Source organism: Pseudomonas sp. S3_C06, assembly GCF_054667675.1.
Genome location: NZ_CP162747.1, coordinates 604207 through 623057, shown reverse-complemented (window position 1 = coordinate 623057; position 18851 = coordinate 604207). Strand labels below are relative to the sequence as shown.

Here is an 18851-nt window from a genome sequence, read left to right as displayed (position 1 = left end):
GATTTCAGCGATAAGCGAGTGTAGGGGGCAGCAGGCATTGCTACCGCAAAATCGTCATGTTCGGCGGTCGGTTCAGTATGGACGCCAGTGGACTTGTGAGTGTGGCGGAAGATGACGCAAGAGAGCGGCTAACCTCTGGGCCAGCCGCTCTTGGCATCACTCTAATGGGTTTGTTCATCCCGATCGGTTGAACTCTGTTTGCCACTCAACGTCACGGTTTCGAGTCGGTAGGGCAGTATTCCCACCCGTCGCGCTTCGATCTTGAATGTCACCCGCTGATTCTCATCAGCATCTGCCCATTCTTCCTTTACGGATCGACCCTCGACCATCACCCTCATTCCTTTCTGATACAGCCCACTCCAGCGTTCGGCATCCCGGTGCCATATCTCGACAGGCGCCCAAAAACCTCCGCGATCCTCGAAGCCGTCTTTAATGGGCACCGGATTATCAAAATAAACATTCAGGCGAAGTAAGCGCCGTGGCTCGTCGTTTCTATTGTTGAACTCACGAAATTCGGGCGGTGAACCGATGTTGCCCTCGCCAAAAAAATGGGTACTCATATGGGGGTCTCCGAGGGAATGATGCGTTGCGAAATACAGCTTTGGTGGATCAGTTCGGCTTGTGCCATCTTCCTGGCGCATTCCGATGCATGTTTGGCCAGTGCATGGCTCAGGCTGACTTGCATGTTCAACACGATCCGTTGCTGCTCGAGCGCTAACAGATCGTCCATCAACAGGTTGGGCGTTTCCGCGCTTTCAATACATCGCTGCCACAATGCGACGCCCATCGTCGTGCGTTCTGGATTGCGCCAACGCAAGAATGTCGTCCCGGCGCCCGTGATGTGCGGGGTTAACTGCGCGGGTAACAGGTTGAAAGGGTAGTGACGCGCCTGCGTCAGTATTCGTGTTTGCGCCAGATCAATTAATCCATCACGCAGTGTCAGGCATTGGCTGGCCCACTCTTCCAAGGCTCCCTTACCTTTAAAAGGCTGGAAAAGGCCTTTTAGGTAGGCGACATGCTCTAACTGCTCAAAATCGTGATACTCCAACGGTTTGAAATAATGAAGTCCCATCAGCGATCATCCTCTGCAGCCTGTGAGCTCTCGGAGGGCGAACCATTGCCGGGGTCAGACTCGGCCCGATCAATCGGGACATCAATGATGCTGTTGTCTTTGTGTGAGTGATCACGCGGGGTGGGGCGATGTGCAAGAGTTGGGGCGAAACGAGAGCGATGTGAGCCATCAAGCACGTCTGGCGGGATGTCACCGAACCGCTCTCTGGCTCGAAGTGCAGCGGGGGAATTCGACGCGTAGTCGTGACGTTTCAATCCAGAGGGTTTGTACTGCTGGGCGAGGCTGAAAAGACTGCGAAGGGCGTGAGCACCATCGTTAAGCCAACGCTCAAGGGTCCGCCGGTCAATCAACGCAGTGTGGTGTGCAAGTATCAAGCGCCGGGCCAGATCGTCATAATCCGCCAGTAGATACACGGCCATGAACCCGAGCTGAGCATTAACGAACAGAGGCAGAATGACCGGCTGAACGTTAAGATTTTCGCCCAGACTCATGGCACTGGGTATCTCCGACAATGCTAGATCAACCTGATCGCGCAGCTCGCTTAGACATCGCTTGGTGTCACACAACTTGTCTTCGATTTTCAGCATCCATGCATCAGCGTAGGGATCGTCCAGTTCTGCATTGCGCTTCATTTTGTTCATGACAGAAATGAAACCATTAAGGCCAATGATCGTTGCGCGCCCCTCAGAAGCGTCTCGACCATGCCATATGCGCGATGCATGATGGGTGTGCAGCGTTAGCTGCATACTGCTGCGTAATGTACCCAGATTCAGTTGAAGTTCGGCCGCCATAGGAAGCACTCATGATTGGAGAATGAGTGCGCAGCTTTGAGCCGCCGCGCAAGCCTGTCAGCGAACAAAGCGCAGGTGCAGCAAGCCTGATTTCCTGATCGTTATCCCCTGGGGATAGCTGCCAATAGCGTCAACGTAAGCGCAATATTCCTTTCAATTCGTCGAGGTGAGCATGAGCGACTGACGGATCGCGTTCAGCCGGACGCTGAGGCTTTGAAGGCTGTGGGTTTGGTGAAGACTCACTGACTGGCTCTTTGGCGGCCCAAACGGTGAAGTGCCCCTGCAAGGCTTTCTGGATAATTCCGAACAGGTAGCCGGCGGGATTACGCACATGGTTATCTCGGCAGCGCGTGGCCCATTCATTCAACACGGCCTGCCTGACGTCTGGTCCCAGTTGCAGTAACGCGACCCTCGCTCCGGCCTGCTGGCTGGGTGTCAGAGCGTTGAAACGCGTGGGCAAACTCAGCTCGCAAACTTCGTGAAGCCCCTCGTCAGTACGTAGTGTTTTTAACGCTTTTGTATTTAAAGTACGCGCTGACTTCGGATGCCGTAGAGAGTGGGTTTCTGGGCAGTTGAGTCCTGATTCGGATTCCGAAGCCTGGGCTTTCGCCTTCCGAAGAGAAGAAAAAACAGGCTCTTCGGAAACCGCTTTTGATTGCTGATTATTGGTTGATTGATCCTGCAGACGATGCGTTAAAACCTGCAGGTGGCTAGGCAGTAATTGCGTTTGAACACTAGGATCCCGGCTAATCTCCTCGAGGACGGCTAAGCCGACACGCTGGATGCCTTTGTTGGCATGTTTGAGTGTGTGGCTAACAAGAGACATGTATTCCGGGTCGATCTGCATGGCCTCAAAGGGAGACAGCGGCCGATCATGAAGGACATACAGGTTGCCGAGAACGCGACCGGTACGCGCGTCTCGACGCCGGCGAGCAAGACTTAGCCATCGAGTGAGGCGCAGCATCGTCAGGGTTTTGGCGACAGTCTCGTGAGATGCTTGTGCACCGCAAGGCACTGAAGCCAAGTAATTGCGTAATTGCTCGTACGTCGGGAAGGCCGTAACACCATCCTCATTGAGCAGCAAACGAAAGACCTGCCAGGCATTACGCTCAAGTGGAGTCAAACGAATGTCGAGCAACAAAGACCTCGGTACAGTTTCGTGACGGTTGCCACTGAAAAGAAAGGCATCCCCGTTTCCGTACGCGTCTTGGCCTCCCAGCCGTTTCAAGGCGTTATCAAGTACCGTGGAGAGCGAAACGGGGCCTGGAGTTTTCACGGCATTAGACCAACCCTTGATCGATCCAGCTGTTGAGCGTGGCCCAGATGACGGAGGCAGGGAGACAAAGCTCTTCAGCTAGATCGAGTGTCAACTCCAGCATTGCAGCTTCGTTACCTGAATCGACGTTGCGAGACTTGAGCTGTGGGTGCCAGCGCTTCCACAGCAACGTGTCTTGCTCCTCACTGAGTACTGGATGTCTGCCTCTGCGCTTGGGAAGGCCCAGAACGTCGCGGCGCAGGGCTACCTCTTGGTGAGTCAGCCCGTAGAACTTGCTCACCATCTCGGTGCTTGCCCCCAAGCGCAGCATTCGATCCACCCTCGTAATTTCTATGGTGACATCGTCCATCTGGTTCAGAATTCGCTGCAAAACGTTTCGGTTGATCTGAACGGTGCACCAAGGCACGCGTGCATTAAGCAGGACGCTGAGTAACGCCGGCTCTTTTAGAGCCGCTAGATCTTCATCCGCGAAACCCATCGTCTTGCAACGTCTTAGCTGTCCATTGCGCAAATCATGCAGCGCTTGTGCAATCACAGCCTGATTGATTGGATGAGGTGTGGTCACAGTGACTCCTTTTGCGATATCACCGGGTTCGAATGCCCCTGAGCTTTGAGGTCAATCAGTCGCCGTGCCAATCGAATCAGCCGAAACAGTTTCACCAGGCTCGCATCACTCAAACGACTCGAATCCTGGGCTGATTGATTGGAACCTAGTAACAGAGAACCAATCTCCATCGTCGACGTTGGACTTGCGGTGCCTGTGGTCAGTGTTTCCAGAAAACTAATTAGACTGGAGGACGACAAATGATCGGGCGAGTCCTCGAGACTGCAGTGAAATCCGATTCCTTCATCGACTTCGGTGATGAGATCTACGTTCGCGACGTCTTGGCAGATTTCACGGGCAAACTGGCTGATGTGTATCCGCAGCCGCTGTGGCTCGTCCAAACCTGGTTCTATGTTCCAAATGTCTGAAATCGGAAAAAGGCTACCTTGAGTGAAAGGAAGCACATCTGATGACAGCGCTGGCTGATCCCCAGCATGTTTGGCAACCAACGCCTGAATGGATTGAAGTCGATCTGGTTCAGTCGCCTCGACACGGGCAGAGGCTTTCTTACCCTGAGAGTCAGTACTCCGGCACGGGGCCATAACTTCCGGTGCAATGGGGGTGGGAACATCTTTCAAACCCTGTGAGGGAGTTGTGTGTAGGTGAGGCGCGGTTAACGCCATTTCACGTTTTTCGCCCGTCTCCAAGAACAGGAACAACGTGTCGTAATCGACATCTAGGTGCTGGGCCATCTGGCCCACCATTTCATCTCGCACTCGTACCGCGCTGAACTCGGAGGGGTGAACATCAAAGGTCGCCAACGCGTCATGGAATAACGAAGGGAAGTCGACCTCAAGGGTTTTCCCTTTTGTGTATTCCTTCCAGATATTTGCAAGTGAGCGGCGCATGACAGCCAGTCGTTCAACCTGGTGTCGTCCAATCCCGCCATATAGCAGGTTGGGGATCGCCGGCAATAGATACTGAACTGCATCACGCATTCGACTGATATGTGACTGATGGACGGGATACCCATCTGTGGTCAGTCGCTTTGAAAGTTCGGATTGGGACAGGGGACCACCGCACTCCAACTCGTACAGTTCCCTGGCTTTTTCCACACCCAGAGCTCGTTCAATGAACGTGAGTCCTCCACGTAATTCGTTTTCTGCCAAGTGTCCGGTGAGCGCGACTATCTCGCCACGCTTAGGCCAAGGGCGAAACATGCAGGCCAAATGGAAGAACTGGTCTTTTTTGGTTTCCGACCAAAGTTCGCGCAGGATGGCGAGGCGGGTGTTGCCGCCGTTGCGGATTCGATAGTGATCTTCACCAGGACGGCGAGTGATGGAGGGGGGTGCATCTAGTCCTCGCTGACGAATCGATGCCTTGATTTCCTCGTATTTGGGGTTACGTGTAACCCTAGGATTCAGATCATAGGGTTTCAGTTGGTCGAGCGTAACGATCATTGGGGTATCGATTAGCGGATCAACCATTTCGGGGGAGGCGCTTCTCAGCTTCCCTTCGACGGTGTGATTAAAATTGTCGCTATGAAAGGCTGGGGTCGATGTCACGTTCATGACTCTCCTTAGTCACGATCTTTCAAGCGATCGGCAATCCATTGATCCACTTCCGTTGCATCCCAGCCGACCGCACGAACACCTATTCGCACGGATTTCGGGAATTTTCCCTGGCTCATAAGGTTGTAGATAAAAGCGCGTTTTAACCCAGTCTTCTGCTCAACATCTGAGCGGCGCAAAATGCGCCGCTCGCGTTGAGTGGACGGTTCAGTTTGCAAGGGCATGATGGGTACTCCTAATGGCTTGGTAGCGCTGGTCAATGCTGGCTGGCATTCAACGGACTAAGGTCCAGCGAGTCACTGCAATTGCAGTCACCGTTTCTGCAATTAACCTGTCATGGCTCCGCGTTCAGTTGGCGTTTGGCTTCTGCAAACTTTGCCCATAGGGTGCGTTCGGTAATTCCTGGACGCCCGCTATGGTGAGCAATCAAAGCCTGGATGACTGACTCGAGCGTGTTAAAAGCCGAGTAACGATTTCCACCTGGTGAGTGGCCTAGCAGCAGCGTTAATAACGCTCCAATAATATTGAGATAAGTGGTCTCGGCCCTGCCGCTCAAACGTGCTGGCTTATCACCGATAGAAGACTGGTTTCTGTCCTCGGGTATGAAACAAGCCGATGGGTAATGCCAAAACAGGCTCTGGTACATCTGGCAAGCGAGGCTGGTAGGCAGTTGACGTTCTGTTTCATCGAACAAGAACGAAGGTTTATGAGCCGGATACGCTGCTGCCATCCACCGCTTAAGATCAATGTGTCTGATAGACAATTCGGAGCTCATCAGTAACGAAGGATCACAGTGAGTGATGCCGGACTTTCCAAATGGAAGCTCCCGATGCCGCATCGCATCGAACAGTCGCTGCACGTTAAGGTGCAACGTGGGCCAGTCCTGAACCTGATCCTCTATCAGGCTGAGCAGTGATGTTGTCTTACTGAGAATTTCAGCCTCTTGCTCCAGCAGTCCGCTCCAACGGATGGCAGCCTCTAGAGGGCTGTAATAAACCTTGCTGTTATATCGTTGAAAGTGTGGGTTCATGAGTCATTCCATGGCTTGTAATGCTCGTCTATGGAAACCTCGACGGCCCAACCTGGAAAGACTCAATGCGTCATGGCGGATACTCGTATTGACAGTGGAAAAGCTTAGACATCCTAGGTCTGGGTGATAGAGCCTGCCAGCCGTGCAGCCACATGCCCCCGAGCCCCTGAAATACTTACAGTTGGTACCCAACCGGTCTGAAATCAGACGTAAATAGTCACGCCGCGCCGCGCTTCAGGCCATCACTCGCAATGCCGCACTCTGTGACTCTGTTAACGAAGCGTTGAAGGTGTTCACTCAGAATGGCTTCACCGTGCAGTAGATAGCTCGTCAACAAAGGAGGTTCTCCTGCTAGCGGTCGAGTAATAATTTCCTGGCTCTGACAAAGCGCCATCTGAGCTTCGCATGCCAGTCCGATCCCGTAGCCAGCAGCGACTAGCGAAAGCATGACTTCCGGACTCGAGACCCGTTCAACTACAGAAACATTGGCCTGCGTATCTCGCAGCAGTTGCTCAATCTGCTCGGACAGCCCGGTATGGGTTTTGGGATCAAAAAGAACGAGTGGATAACGTAAAACCTCGAGCATTGGCACATGTTTTAACGCCAGAAGTGGATGACGGGCAGGCATGGCGACGGTCAACGGTGTACGCCACACGGGAGTCGCAACCAGCCCACGGCCAACTGCGCAGGATCTTGCAAATCCGACGTCAAAGCAGTTTTCACGCAGTCCCCTCAGTTGTTGAGATAGGGAGACTTCATACAGACGAATCTCCACTTCGGGCTCTTGCTCTCTGCAGCGAGCAAGAATCGCTGACAATCGCTGAGGTAGGACCCCATCAGAGAGTGCGACTCTTACAGTTCCCCGATAGCCAGCGACCGCTGCCTGAACATTGCTCCGTGCTTGCTCGACAGCCTGAAAGATCCTCCGTACGTCGTTGACTAATACTTCTCCTGGCCACGTGAGACGAGTACCACGCGAGCTTCTGTCAAAAAGTTGAGCGCCGAACTCCAACTCAAGCTCCTTAATGGTTCTGGAGAGCGGCGACTGTTCAATGTGTAGACGCTCAGCTGCTCGGGCGAAATGAAGCTCTTCCGCTAAGGCTATAAAGCCGCGCAAATGTCGAAGTTCCAATAGAGGTTCCTTTACCAAACTGCACCGATGTGGGGACACGGCGGCGCAGAGGCGTATCTGATGACTTGTTTGTCGACGGTGTGAGGGGGCTTTTACGTTTGAGATTGAAAATGCTCAAGCAAATCCAATCCATCCTGGAGGGGCAGATAAGCGGACAGTAGCAGGCGGGATAAATCTTTATCGGTGGAGCATTGAATGGACGCTGAAGCGAGGAGTTCCAGAAGTCCTGTTCCAGTGCGTATACGTAACAACGCATTTTCCAACAATTGGGATGTCTGCGCGTTGGTGTCTATCAGAAGTACCGACGCAGTCGTAGCGTTTGTTTTCAAGGGACGGTAACGATCCATGTTTCAGCAGCTCCAAGGTGTTTACTTGAAATCCGTTCAGGTGGTTTGTCAGTCAAATTTCTTCTGGTTGACGCCTGATTGGAAAGGGGGAAGGGGCTCTCTCCTGCGTAGTACTTTTCTGTGAAGGATGTAGTACCCATTCGCGAGCAGGTGGAAAGTGGCTCATGCCATTTTTTCAGGCGTAATATTTGGTCATTGTCTAACTCAGTTCAATTGCGCGAGTTAGTCGAAATCGTCGCGACTTGCTGCTACTTTGGCGTCATCCAGCGATATCGCGACTTAGTGCTGATGGAATGCGTCATAATTTTTCTCTGAACCTCAAACATCTTTGCAGTCATTACCGATCAATTTCAGAAGTGTGTCGAAAACTGGGAATGCATCGTGGACAGTTCAATAAATACTTGAACGGAGCCAGCTTTCCTACCTCGTTCAACCTCAAGCGAATTTGTGATTTCTTTGGCGTTGAGGGCTACGAAATCGCACTGCCCGCTGATCAGTTCACGCTACTGATCAGCGACAGGCAGCGAAAGATATCCTTGACGGCACTTACTGCGCCCCAACGAGCTGTCGAACACTTGAGAGAGTGTTCTTCGCAACGATTACAGAACATGGTGGGTTACTACCATGAGTACAGCCATTCGGTTTCTAACCCCGGAAGTATTCTTTGCACGCTCGTGAAAATTCACGAAGCCGAGGGCCATTTTGTCTATACCCGGGAGGAGCGATCATCGCCTAGCTACGCGTCCATGGGCGACATAGCACACTATCGATACGAAGGGGTTGTTTACTATCTGGGTGATCGGCTGTTTTTAGTCGACTATGAATCAATGGCGTCGAGTGAAATCAATCTGACCATTTTGATTCCAAATCTCAAGAGAAAAAATGAACGTCTCAATGGAATGAAAATGAGCGTTACGCCGTGCGATCGCCGTGCCCCTGTATGCTCGCAGGTTATATGGACCTTACTGGGTAAGGAGATATGCTATTCAGAGACATTTCGGAGTATTCGTGAGTATAAGATTGATGATCCGGATCTAAACTCTGAGTTGAGAAGCTGCTTGTCTGTAGCTCAACTCATTGAGGGAGTATTTCGAGTTTTCTAGAATTTCTAGGCAAGATAAAAAGTATTTTAGGAAAACCACATATGAAGTGGTCGAAAATTGCATCTGAAAACACTCAATTAATAGACCTAATATACGCCCAGGTGAACCGTGGCAGTAGGAGGGCCGGAAACGATGTCTTCGTCGCGCAGACGCGGTGTTGGCTCGCGGTGATCGGCCGACGGTGAAGCTCGTCCGGCTGGAGCTGGGGCGTGGGAGCCCGGAGCGAGTCGGTGGGCTGATCGATCAATGATGGTCACGTTTGGCCGAACGTCTAAATGGCGAAACACGATTGCCGGCATTACTTGGTGAGGTGTCGCACGCGTTCGTCGCGGTATGGCAGCAGGCGATTCACTTGACGCAGGATGTTGCCGAACGAGCGTTGGTGGAGCAACGCAAGGTGCTGATCGCAGAGCGCGAGCGTGTCGCCGAGATCGAGGATTAGGCACGTCAGGATTTGGCTTAGCTTCGCCAACAGATGACCGATGCCAAAGCAGGGCGTCAGGCGGCCGAATCTCGCTTGGCTGACATGGAGCTGCTGCTGGTACAACGGCAGGCGCAAATCGAGGATTTGCAGCAGCGTGACGGCCTATTGCACGAACTCTATGTGATTTAGCAGCAGAAACAGATACTTCAGTAGGATCTCCAAGCGTTGCGACTCAAAAACGAGCAGGAGCGAGCCACTTAGCAAAGCTGTCTGCGCGGGGTTGAAGATCGGACACACCGCGAGATTGATCGCGGCCTAGAGGAGGGCAAAACTGTAGCGCGTACGCTGTAGTGAGCAATCTTGCCTGTCTTCGTGGTGTGGACGTCCGTTCTATTGTTTGTTAGTCCGCAAGCTCTCAGCCTACGTAGCTCCCGCCAAGCTTGAGTCTGCTTCCGCCGTTGCTGAATGCTCATCAGTGAGCTTCCGCCCAAGGTTCGTTTCGTATCGGATAACGACGGCAAACATCGCCGGTCACTATGGACAGTCAGGCTGCCGTTTATGCCACTGTTTCCCAAGCATCATCACCCTAGACTTCCAACTAACTAATGATGATTTCAAGAGCAGCTTGACCAAGAATAAACAGGAGTACCCTCGTCCAAAAACGCCCAACAGCGGCGCCGTAAAGTTGTCGTTTTAGACTTGCATATTGGGTATCGGATGCAGGTTGGCCGGGCAATGCCAGGAATCAATAACCTGATCTGGGAACTGAACGACTCAATGGTTTCTATAAGTGCGGTGGTAAGCTAAAGTCAGGCCATCTCGAAAGCGGTAGGACTCATCAAGAGTGTTTCCGAGCAGACTAACCTGCTCGCACTCAATGCCGCCATCGAGGCGGCACGTGTGAGTGAGCTGCCTGGTCTCGGTTTACTCGGTGCCGTGAAACCTGGGCAACACGTACTCGGCAATTTCTTCAATCACCTCAGCAACCGGGCGTGTGTTGTGACGCAGATGCAGGCCGACATGTTGCACACCCGCTTCACGCAGTGCTTCCAGTTCGTCAATGAGCGCCATCCTTCCGCCTCGTCCGCCGAAGCGCACGGGTTTCATTGGTGAATGAGGATCGGCTTCAAGATGCAGGTGCAGGAACGTGATGTAAGGCTTGTCACCGCCGACTTCTCGCCACAGCCCGACACGCCGGCGATGTTACTGTTCTGTTCCGGGGTAAGCGAGCCAGCCGTCCATGTGTTGTCCTATCCACACAGGTGATTGCTGGCCAAGACCGGCGACGAGCAGGAGAGCGTGTTCTTCGCGCTGCGGCAGGAGTTGGGCGCCTTCAGGCAAGCGTCCGCTGCCCTGGCTCTTGAGCAGTTCAACAGCGCTACGAAAGTGTGCTCCTCGCTGGTCGTAATCGACGCCGAACAGCGGATACTCCATCGGGCGGTCGCCACTGGCCACTCCCAGTAGCAGACGGCCATCGCTCAGTTCGTCGATGCTGTTGGCAGCCTTAAGGGTCAGCCACGGTTGTCGAAGCGGCAACACGACCGCCGCGGTGCCGAGCATGATGTTATTGGTGATACCAGCCAGATAACCGAGGTAGGAGAAAGTCTCGAATACTTGAGCTGCATCTCCGAAATGCGGGTCGTACATCGGTACATCACGCACCCAGAGTGCTCGAAAGCCGCCGCTGTCGGCCAATCGCGCCAGTTGCGCATGTTGCTTGAGGTCAGGGACGCCGAAGGGACGATTCTCCGCTATACGTACGCGTTGGCCAGTTGTGGACCAGTCATTGTCCAGTGGCAGTTCCAGGCCGATGGAGAAGTTTTCCGGGCCAAGCAATCGTTGAAAATGTGAGTTCATCAAATCTCCTGCGCCTCGTGTGAAACAAGGCAACGCACTGTGTGAATACCGTCAGTATCTGCGGCTCCACCCGGGAGAAAAATGCGTCAACGCGCACAACAGTCTTGAGAAAAAGCACAATTGAGAGCCGTTTTTCCTTATGCTGGTAGCCCCCAGCGATCGCTGGTGATCAGAGTGACGGGACAGAAAAACGCCACTCATCGAGCGGCGTCGCGCTCGATAAAGCTCCGTTCCGGTGGGTAGGATTTTGATAACCGCTGGCGCTTCCAAACACTCGGGATTCTTTGCAGTTAGCGCCTCGTGGAGAAGGGCCTCGAATAGCTTGCTTGCCCTTTCATTGAAAAAACGTCGTTCATAAGTTAACTCGTACGCAACTCTCTCCCAATCACCCACCACCCACCACCCACCACCCACCACCCACCACCCACCAGCCACCAGCGATCATGCTCCTCGTCATCTAATGGGCTGTGCTGGTGGCAATACACTTGCCCATGCCATGCCAGTAAAAGTCGTCCTCATCTGAGTCAGGATCACTCAATTCGAGCGCAATAGCGTCACAGACGGGTTTGTAGTCGCATCGGATTGCTTTGCCAACGATTTCGGACAAGGTCATCTCGTAGCCATCGTAGAGCCCATCATCGATGCTGAAATGTGTCGGAAGATGCCTGCGAATGAAGCGGGCAATAAGAAGCGGACGGACTGCTCTGCGCGTTGAGCATCTGCAGGCTGCACAGGTGACTTCGGAAGTTGGCAGCGACTTAAACTACTTGAGCATGGGATCCCCAAGGCATTCGAGACAAATGAGCAACGAATTGTCCGGGCCGATATCCAATAAGCCTTGTTCCATATGAGCTTTTACTCGATGGCGCATTTTCTTTGAAATCCTCAAAGCTCAGGTCGCTGGATGTTGAGCCAAAATCGAAATCCGTGAATTTGACTTTATCAGAGAGAAAATCGTTTGGGCGGGGCATTTCACCCCTAGTGGGTATGGGGAGAGCGAAGCTCGTTAGCACGTTGAAAATGTCTGTTAATCTAGGCGCTAGCGTTTGCCCTCACACCCAGGTAGCGAGCTACTCAATGAGGGTTATCATCACGCGTGCTGACGCGCTATTCCCACCGTATTGCTGCGCATACCGCGTGAACATTTCCATGTTGTGTGGATCCCGAGCCATGTCGATTGAAATTGACTCCCCCTTTTCATAGGCAGAGGATCGCCGGCGCTGAGCGGCCGGGATGCTCGGCGTACTGTGGCAGGATTGCTGTATAGGGGCGGGGCGGACGAGTCGCAAGTGGGGCTGCTTCTGGGCATTCGTGACAACAGTGCGGTGCCGGCGCTGTTGTTAAGGCCGCGTCCGTCGTTGGCTGGTTTGATCCGGTGCTTGTTGTAAACGCGAAGGCCGAGCGTGGGCACGCGACGTAGTGGTATGCGCCTACATCCCATCCTCGGCCCAGCAACGAGGCCGCGCTCACCGGGCGTAGCTGATCGTTGTGCTCATTGCTTTACCAATTCAGTTTGGGCAATTTTTTGAGCGATCAAGTTAGGCTAGAGCGGAATGCCATATTCGCGGAAAATCGCCTCGCTTGCTGCCCTATACGGTTGTCGCGGGTCTAAGTGAGCCCGAGCGTCCATTAGAAGATTTGCAGAAAGGTTTAGCCATTTCTCTCTACGTGTGATGTCGTCCGTATCCTCGGCTATCTCGGCGGCCTCAAGGGCGCGTTCGATGGCTGCTCTGATCATGAGTTGCTTGGCGGCCCGCTGTTCGACAAGGTCATGGCGTAACAGACCGAAGACCTCTATCGAGGTTTCGCCTTTGGGGCTGGGATTTCCAGCGGTATCGGCTACTGCCCGTACCAAACCGTCATTTAGAAACTCGAGGTGTTGGTCGGGATAGTCATCACAGGGGTTGAGTAACAACGGTTGCTCGTTCACGTTGGGAGCGGTATGGCTACGCCATCGGTGTGCTTCGTCCACTACGGGAAATAGGTTGGCTTTTCCCGAGGACGCTTGATTGGGTACCACAAACTCCTTGGAGCGTTTGCGATTACAATCGATGCAGGATGGCAACAGATTGCTCCACTCTGCGGCTAACCAATAATACCCTGGCTTGGTAAGTTGGCCGTTGATGACTACGGCACCTTTGGGACGAAAATGCTCAATATCCTCGGGGGAGCCTGCTGCATAGTTGAACTCGCAGTAAGCGCATTTCTTATTGAACATCTCGCGTAGAGTGAGAACGACATCAGACTCTCTATACGCTTTGAACTTTGTTTTTCTACCTGCCGCTTGCGCGACAAGTGCGGCTGCTCGCTCTCGGCTACCTTTTGAATCAGGACCATTCAAACTAGGTGGGCATTCCGCCCGTTCTACCCTGATCATAAGGGTGACTTCCTGTCAGTTCCCAGTTGTGGGGGGGGGACCGTGTCAGGCTCGTCCAGGGTTGCCCATATCTGTTGCAGACGATGTTGGGCTCCCAACTTTATTTGTTCCGGTAACGCCTGCCGCCTGGCCATTCGTTCAGCAATGTATGCATCGGCTGCTTCGAAAACCAAGCGTTCACGTTCAGTCAAACCTAACTGGCGGCCTGATTCAAGCTCTTCACGGAGTTCCTCAAGACGCAATTCATCTGCGACAGTTCGCTCCCTTGAGGCAAGCAGTCGATAGTACTCCTCAAACAGGGTATCGATTTCGAGGTCTTCGGCCGAGTTCAGGCCAAAGAAGTCAGAGGTCAGCAATTGACCCACTGTCATATTTCGAGGTGACGGCAGATCGTCGGTTTCTGCGGTTATGACCTTCACTGCGCCACTCAGTGTCCGTTTCAACACCGCTACTTCATCTCGTTCTATACCCCGTAGTGTCAGTGGCTCGTGGCTTGTGGCGATGAATTGCAGGCGAGGGAAGACCTCACGCAGGCGCTGAATAATGCGCATCTTCCACCGCGGATGGAGATGGGCATCAATCTCATCGATCAACACTATCCCTTCAGCGGAGGCCGCATCTTGCCAGCCCCGTCGCAGCACGCTCATGATGTCTAATGCCAACGCAAGTACAGCCTGGTAGCCGCTGCTAAGTGCCTCCAGGGTATCGATCACTCCGGCGGACTTTACAACGATTTCGTTATTGTAACGAAAGAACTGAGCGCCATCCGGACGAGGTAGTAGGGCGGACAATGCACGTGCTATCCGGTCGAATTCTTGATCATCCGTGTCGTAAAGCCAAGGGCGACCGTTACTTAGACGTTCGAGCGGGTTGAAGAGGTTGGCAATGTGAACGGATGCGCGAGGCAGGGCCTTGTTTTTATGCGGTGTTAATAACCGAGTTGCGCCATATGCCAGGACCATGACTTTGGGCTCAGGCGGATCAATAGTGATGCTGTTATTTGCTGCGTTAAGCGTCATGACGATGGGTCTGGAGAAGCTAGACAATTGCACGCTGACTGTACCGGTTTCGCAGCCGCTGCGTAGCAGGTCAGACGCTTTGATATCGAGATCGTCAACGGCATCCTGTCCCGCCAGTGCGCAAGCAAGGGCTTGAAGGGTTGTGCTCTTGCCTGTGCCATTTTCGCCCAGCAACACTAACCACTTCCCAGATCCTCCTGCTCCCAGTGAGGTCTGTAGGCTTACGTTTTCGCATGACCGGATATTGGTCAACTGGAAGTGTTCGATAAAACGGCTTTTACGGTAGAAGTCATTCGATATTCGCTCTTCCAATACAGAAAAAGACTCCATCCCCACAGTTGTATTAGTGAGACGTTCTGCCGCTAGCTTCAAGTCATCCAGACTTGCAACAAGACTCCCAGTCACTGCGCCGCGGTGGTGCTGCAGTTGTTGCAGTAGCTTGCTCGTTTGCGGACCAGCAGGGGCCTCCTCAGCGGCCCAGGTAGCTACGAACTGTCTGCGCATGGCGGCATACGGACTGTCATCCGTAATCATTGCGCTCAGTAGGTCATCCACCAAATAGGGCGAATCGAAGGCTATCTTTTGTACCGATAAAATCCGTTTCAGGTTTACTAGATCACGACGACGTGCGTGCACCAACGCCTCCCGATTGAGCCCGAGTACATCGATCGTCGCCGAGCCCTGAAAGTCGTCACTTGTGACACGACCATCCTCTAGAAAAAGCAGTAACGAAGACGGCTCATCTTCGCAAGGATCGAGCAGCAGCCTTTCTTCTTCAGTCAAGCCTAGGCTGGTCGGATATGGCCCAGCACGCAGTCCTTCGACGGGGAAGCGCGCCCCTTTTAAGGTGTTGCAGGGAGAGCAGGCGAGCAGGTAGTTCGACCAGTCATGCGCGAGCCACCAATAGCAGTCGTCGTCTACAGAACCGTCCAGATTGCTGGCACTCTGCCGGGGGCGAAACAACTCTATTTCAGGTTTCTCGACCGGGGTCTCACAGTAGGCGCACTTGCTAGGGAAACATTCGGCCAGCGCCTTTCGTATGTCACTGTTTAACTGCGCTGCATACTTCTGAAACTCAAAGCGTTTCTGCCTCCGTTGTTCTCGCGGTTGAGAGAAGAAATCGGCAGCTTCCTTTCGCAGCATGTTAGCGCGTTCGGAATTTAGGATATCCGGGACGGGACCCCGCTTTAATCGGATCATTTTTTTCTTCCTTGATCTTGGGGGCACAACACAAAATTTGGCGGAGTTTGTGTTGTGCCCGCGCCGTTGTGCGAGAAAAGTGGCTCGTTAATTGTGTCATTTTGCCACTAAAAGAAGCGCTTGAGGGGGGCCAGCGCAGATTCGATGCAAGCATCACGCAGAACGGTTAGAGCGTCATGCAAGACACCACCATGAACTCACAGGCGGGATTATCTGTCGTGAGTTACCGTACGCGCCCAGGACTTTGCCAATCCTTTACTAGCGCGGCAAATCCTCGACACCTACGGCGAAGCGCGGGACGACGGCGAGCGGCGCTTGTACCGCTTTCCCGTAGTTTTCACCTCCGACCATTGGCCGACCGTGATGCCACATCGACTTGCGGTGTGGGGCGCGTGGGAAAAAACGCTTCTGGTCGCAATACTCGTCCGATGGCCGTACTCGGCAGTGCTGGTGCCCCGCCCCTGTACCAGATGAGCAGGCAACTCGGCCAATACGATCCTTTGGCGGACGACGCCCGGTGCTGCGTAGCGATAACAACGGGCACTGCAACCCCGAAACCTGCAAGCGTGCCGAGTGGGCAGCATCAAGATCGCGGATCACCTCATTTCTCTGAGCGCTCTGTCCAAAGAGCAGTTCAGACCCCGTCACCAGCTCCTCTAGCAATCCCATGAGCTTTTCTCTGCTGCGCTCGCGTAACGCTGTAGCGGCGCCAGTGTGCTTCGTTATCCAATCAGCATGTGGCCAGGCCTCAGCTTCATCTAAAAGGACCTAGTCCCGTTGCTACGGCAGGCAAAATCCAGTCGCCAGATTATTCTCGCAACGCATAACGCCAATCTCCCTGTGAATGCAGATGCCGAGTTTGTCTTTGCGCTGGAGTCCGTCAACGGCCGAGGTAGGATCTTTGCCCAAGGTGGGTTGGACAGACGAGAAATGGCATTCTCCACTACTTCGTTAAGAGGCGGAGCAATATTGATTGGACGAGAATACAGCCAGCGCATTGGTGCATTGGCGAATTAACGGCGCCTTTGCTTGTTAAATGGAGCAAAGCCGGAGTGCATGCCGAAATACGCACTCTGCTTCTCGAAACAGCAGAGCCATTGGCTATCCAATGGCACTCTGCGTAAGCGAAAACTGGAAGAGCGATCCCTACCTCTTCGATTTACGCTGAGGTGCGGATAAAGCATTATGATGCCATTCAAAAGGGGAGAGCGGGCATGGTTGCATGGACTGACGCGGCAACAGTTGCCCAAATCGCTTATGACTGAAATCTCGCGCTGTCCGCTTGAATCTCAGAAATAACAGTATTGACTGTTAATCGGTAGGTGAGGGCAGGGCACTGATTGCAGTGCCCTTTGGATCAGCTCCCCATGCCGGTTTTTCATAGGTCGTAATGATTGGACCGTACAATAAAATCACAGAGGTGGGTGATGCGCTTACGTAAGTCTAGTGGAGTAAAATCCACCTTTGGATTGGTTTTAACGTAATCCCGAGCAACTTTTACTTTGGTGGCAGTGCGTGGTTTCTGGCGGGCCTGATTCGGTTCAGGGGCTATCTCATACTTCAGCAGATTCGCCCACTGACCGGTCTGAAGTATGTTCGTTGCGTGCTTGTGGGCCGCTTTGATGCTATTGAACAGTAACCCTTCGTCCAGATAATTTTCTATTTCTCGTCCCTGGGTAACCCATGCTTGGCTCCCGAACTCTTTCTGCAATCGGAGCTTTGTCTCCGAAAGAGGCGAGTTGGAGCTTGCCTTGTCACTGTCAAACACAATAGCTGAATGCCGGTTTATGCATCTGAGCGAAATGAAGTCGTCGACCGCTTCTCCGTCATCTAGCGTTTCCTCGGAAGCTTCAGCCCCAGAAACGTGGCTGAAAAGCCGCCCGCCGTAGAACATGATCGTGTAGTGGACACCTTCGAACAGGTCAACATTGTGCCCTTTGATCCAATAATTAAGGTAAATCCGGTCGGAAGGACCTTCAACCCAAATTACACAGTTGCTCTGCAGAATGTCCGAGGCCTTATAGCCCAAGGCGTCGAGCGTAGGTGCCAAATCAAGTGCCGGATCAACGAAACCATTTGTAGTTTGGAATAATTTCACGCCAACCTTACGATCAGCGTTGGCGCCAAGGCTATTGATGAGCGCTGCGGAATGCGTGCTAATAAACAGTTGAAGCACGTTTTGCTCGGCAATGGCCAACAGACGACGTAAAAGCAGGCGTTGCAGTTTGGGGTGGAGATGAACTTCTGGCTCTTCGATCAGGCAGATGGAGTCCTTAGGGCGCGTAACCAACCAAGCGGCCGTTGCGGCGTAAGATTGCCATCCCGAAGGGAAACACTGCACAGGGATGCGATTGAAGACATCGCTGTCGTCACCCAAGCATACCTTTACCGTACCGTCACCACAGTCGATCAAGGAGTTTTCATCCACATAACGCAGTCCGGGATCGTTGAAATCTTTGCTTCGGTCTGCTAGCCCCGCCAAGTCGGCCCGGGCTCGATTGAGCTCTTCTACGCAATGCGTATCGATAACCGGTGTAACTTGCCCACAGTGTCGATAGTGCAGTTGGTCCTCGCGTAGAAAAGGAGGAGGGAGTTTCTTGTGCTTGGCGGGATCATACTTGTGCAAATCCTGTGCGGTTTGCTCAATTAACGACCCTCGAACAAAATAGGTCTCACAGCCAGCAAAATCGACAGGCAGATTCAAATCGAATGGGGCAAACGGAAAACTATAAATGGCACGATGGCCATTTTTAAAGCTCAGGCAATAGGCGGGCGGGCAATATCCGATAGGATTTTCCCTAACAAGGGTGGCGAGTATCTCGGGAAAGGCGGAAGCCCGGATCATATCGATGACCGAGGATTTTCCAGAACCGTTTTCGCCAATAAACACATTCACATCACCAACTTCAAACTCGGCAAAAGGAATCACGAAATTAACGGTATCTTTTGGGATATCGGCTTTGTAAGGATTGATGCTAGCATTGAGCGCACGAATACCGCGATAACTAATACTTTGAAGCTTCATGAATGAGGGCCTACAGGCTGTGTGGGTGTCGTGAACGCCGTTTGGAGGAGGGCAACCACTTAATGGATCATCCCTTGATCCTT

15 protein-coding genes and 2 pseudogenes are annotated in these 18851 nt (G+C 53.0%); 2 read left to right on the top strand and 15 right to left on the bottom strand.

Going from position 1 to position 18851, the window contains the following annotated elements; translation table 11 throughout:
* Window positions 1–161: 161 nt before the first annotated feature.
* The 10 genes from AB4N44_RS02625 to AB4N44_RS02580 form a co-directional block, all read right to left on the bottom strand.
* Window positions 162–560, bottom strand: coding sequence for a single-stranded DNA-binding protein (locus tag AB4N44_RS02625; RefSeq protein WP_460110385.1), 399 nt, complete (start codon window positions 558–560; stop codon window positions 162–164).
* Window positions 557–1072 (bottom strand): DUF3158 family protein, encoded by a 516-nt coding sequence (locus AB4N44_RS02620; protein WP_460110387.1) that lies wholly within the window; start codon window positions 1070–1072, stop codon window positions 557–559. Before AB4N44_RS02620 ends, AB4N44_RS02625 begins: the two co-directional genes overlap by 4 nt.
* Window positions 1072–1863 (bottom strand): PFL_4669 family integrating conjugative element protein, encoded by a 792-nt coding sequence (locus AB4N44_RS02615; protein ID WP_460110389.1) that lies wholly within the window; start codon window positions 1861–1863, stop codon window positions 1072–1074. Before AB4N44_RS02615 ends, AB4N44_RS02620 begins: the two co-directional genes overlap by 1 nt.
* 130 nt (window positions 1864–1993) lie before the next feature.
* The gene (locus AB4N44_RS02610; RefSeq protein WP_460111634.1) at window positions 1994–3160 is read right to left on the bottom strand and encodes an STY4528 family pathogenicity island replication protein; all 1167 of its coding nucleotides are present in this window, start codon (window positions 3158–3160) and stop codon (window positions 1994–1996) included.
* Window positions 3144–3704 (bottom strand): DUF2857 domain-containing protein, encoded by a 561-nt coding sequence (locus tag AB4N44_RS02605; RefSeq protein ID WP_110718416.1) that lies wholly within the window; start codon window positions 3702–3704, stop codon window positions 3144–3146. The genes AB4N44_RS02610 and AB4N44_RS02605 overlap by 17 nt, the downstream gene beginning before the upstream one ends.
* Window positions 3701–5254, bottom strand: coding sequence for a ParB family protein (locus AB4N44_RS02600; protein WP_460110391.1), 1554 nt, complete (start codon window positions 5252–5254; stop codon window positions 3701–3703). Before AB4N44_RS02600 ends, AB4N44_RS02605 begins: the two co-directional genes overlap by 4 nt.
* 8 nt (window positions 5255–5262) lie before the next feature.
* Window positions 5263–5478: an AlpA family transcriptional regulator gene (locus AB4N44_RS02595; RefSeq protein ID WP_460110393.1), complete on the bottom strand. Its 216-nt coding sequence runs from the start codon at window positions 5476–5478 to the stop codon at window positions 5263–5265.
* 110 nt (window positions 5479–5588) lie between these two features.
* Entirely contained in the window at window positions 5589–6284 is a 696-nt protein-coding gene (locus tag AB4N44_RS02590) for a hypothetical protein (protein ID WP_460110395.1), read from the bottom strand.
* 217 nt (window positions 6285–6501) lie between these two features.
* A complete protein-coding gene (locus AB4N44_RS02585) occupies window positions 6502–7455 on the bottom strand; it encodes a LysR family transcriptional regulator (RefSeq protein WP_460110396.1) in 954 nt (317 codons plus the stop codon).
* 53 nt (window positions 7456–7508) lie between these two features.
* On the bottom strand, window positions 7509–7763 hold the full coding sequence (locus AB4N44_RS02580; protein ID WP_186622328.1) for a hypothetical protein: 255 nt from the start codon (window positions 7761–7763) through the stop codon (window positions 7509–7511).
* A 1211-nt stretch (window positions 7764–8974) separates the two neighbouring features.
* Between AB4N44_RS02580 and AB4N44_RS02575 the strand changes: the two are divergent.
* Window positions 8975–9638, top strand: a pseudogene (locus tag AB4N44_RS02575) (DNA-binding protein); the annotation flags it as partial.
* Between the two features lie 489 nt (window positions 9639–10127).
* Window positions 10128–10199, top strand: a pseudogene (locus tag AB4N44_RS02570) (methyl-accepting chemotaxis protein); the annotation flags it as partial.
* A gap of 15 nt (window positions 10200–10214) precedes the next feature.
* On the opposite strand, the gene AB4N44_RS02565 reads toward AB4N44_RS02570, so the two are convergent.
* The 5 genes from AB4N44_RS02565 to AB4N44_RS02545 form a co-directional block, all read right to left on the bottom strand.
* Window positions 10215–10361, bottom strand: a complete 147-nt coding sequence (locus AB4N44_RS02565) for a hypothetical protein (protein WP_460110397.1) — start codon at window positions 10359–10361, stop codon at window positions 10215–10217.
* A 132-nt stretch (window positions 10362–10493) separates the two neighbouring features.
* The gene (locus AB4N44_RS02560) at window positions 10494–11147 is read right to left on the bottom strand and encodes an LLM class flavin-dependent oxidoreductase (protein WP_460110399.1); all 654 of its coding nucleotides are present in this window, start codon (window positions 11145–11147) and stop codon (window positions 10494–10496) included.
* Window positions 11148–12690: 1543 nt separating this feature from the next.
* On the bottom strand, window positions 12691–13524 hold the full coding sequence (locus tag AB4N44_RS02555; protein ID WP_186622322.1) for an HNH endonuclease family protein: 834 nt from the start codon (window positions 13522–13524) through the stop codon (window positions 12691–12693).
* On the bottom strand, window positions 13521–15743 hold the full coding sequence (locus tag AB4N44_RS02550; RefSeq protein WP_186622320.1) for an AAA family ATPase: 2223 nt from the start codon (window positions 15741–15743) through the stop codon (window positions 13521–13523). The genes AB4N44_RS02555 and AB4N44_RS02550 overlap by 4 nt, the downstream gene beginning before the upstream one ends.
* Window positions 15744–17121: 1378 nt before the next feature.
* Window positions 17122–18768, bottom strand: a complete 1647-nt coding sequence (locus AB4N44_RS02545; protein ID WP_186622319.1) for an ATP-dependent nuclease — start codon at window positions 18766–18768, stop codon at window positions 17122–17124.
* Window positions 18769–18851: the final 83 nt, after the last annotated feature.

Bases quoted from the DNA above. Each gene is read 5' to 3' on its own strand.
- AB4N44_RS02625 (WP_460110385.1), bottom strand. From the start codon at position 560: ATGAGTACCCATTTTTTTGGCGAGGGCAACATCGGTTCACCGCCCGAA.
- AB4N44_RS02620 (WP_460110387.1), bottom strand. From the start codon at position 1,072: ATGGGACTTCATTATTTCAAACCGTTGGAGTATCACGATTTTGAGCAG.
- AB4N44_RS02615 (WP_460110389.1), bottom strand. From the start codon at position 1,863: ATGGCGGCCGAACTTCAACTGAATCTGGGTACATTACGCAGCAGTATG.
- AB4N44_RS02600 (WP_460110391.1), bottom strand. From the start codon at position 5,254: ATGAACGTGACATCGACCCCAGCCTTTCATAGCGACAATTTTAATCAC.
- AB4N44_RS02595 (WP_460110393.1), bottom strand. From the start codon at position 5,478: ATGCCCTTGCAAACTGAACCGTCCACTCAACGCGAGCGGCGCATTTTG.
- AB4N44_RS02590 (WP_460110395.1), bottom strand. From the start codon at position 6,284: ATGAACCCACACTTTCAACGATATAACAGCAAGGTTTATTACAGCCCT.
- AB4N44_RS02580 (WP_186622328.1), bottom strand. From the start codon at position 7,763: ATGGATCGTTACCGTCCCTTGAAAACAAACGCTACGACTGCGTCGGTA.
- AB4N44_RS02565 (WP_460110397.1), bottom strand. From the start codon at position 10,361: ATGGCGCTCATTGACGAACTGGAAGCACTGCGTGAAGCGGGTGTGCAA.
- AB4N44_RS02560 (WP_460110399.1), bottom strand. From the start codon at position 11,147: ATGAACTCACATTTTCAACGATTGCTTGGCCCGGAAAACTTCTCCATC.
- AB4N44_RS02555 (WP_186622322.1), bottom strand. From the start codon at position 13,524: ATGATCAGGGTAGAACGGGCGGAATGCCCACCTAGTTTGAATGGTCCT.
- AB4N44_RS02550 (WP_186622320.1), bottom strand. From the start codon at position 15,743: ATGATCCGATTAAAGCGGGGTCCCGTCCCGGATATCCTAAATTCCGAA.
- AB4N44_RS02545 (WP_186622319.1), bottom strand. From the start codon at position 18,768: ATGAAGCTTCAAAGTATTAGTTATCGCGGTATTCGTGCGCTCAATGCT.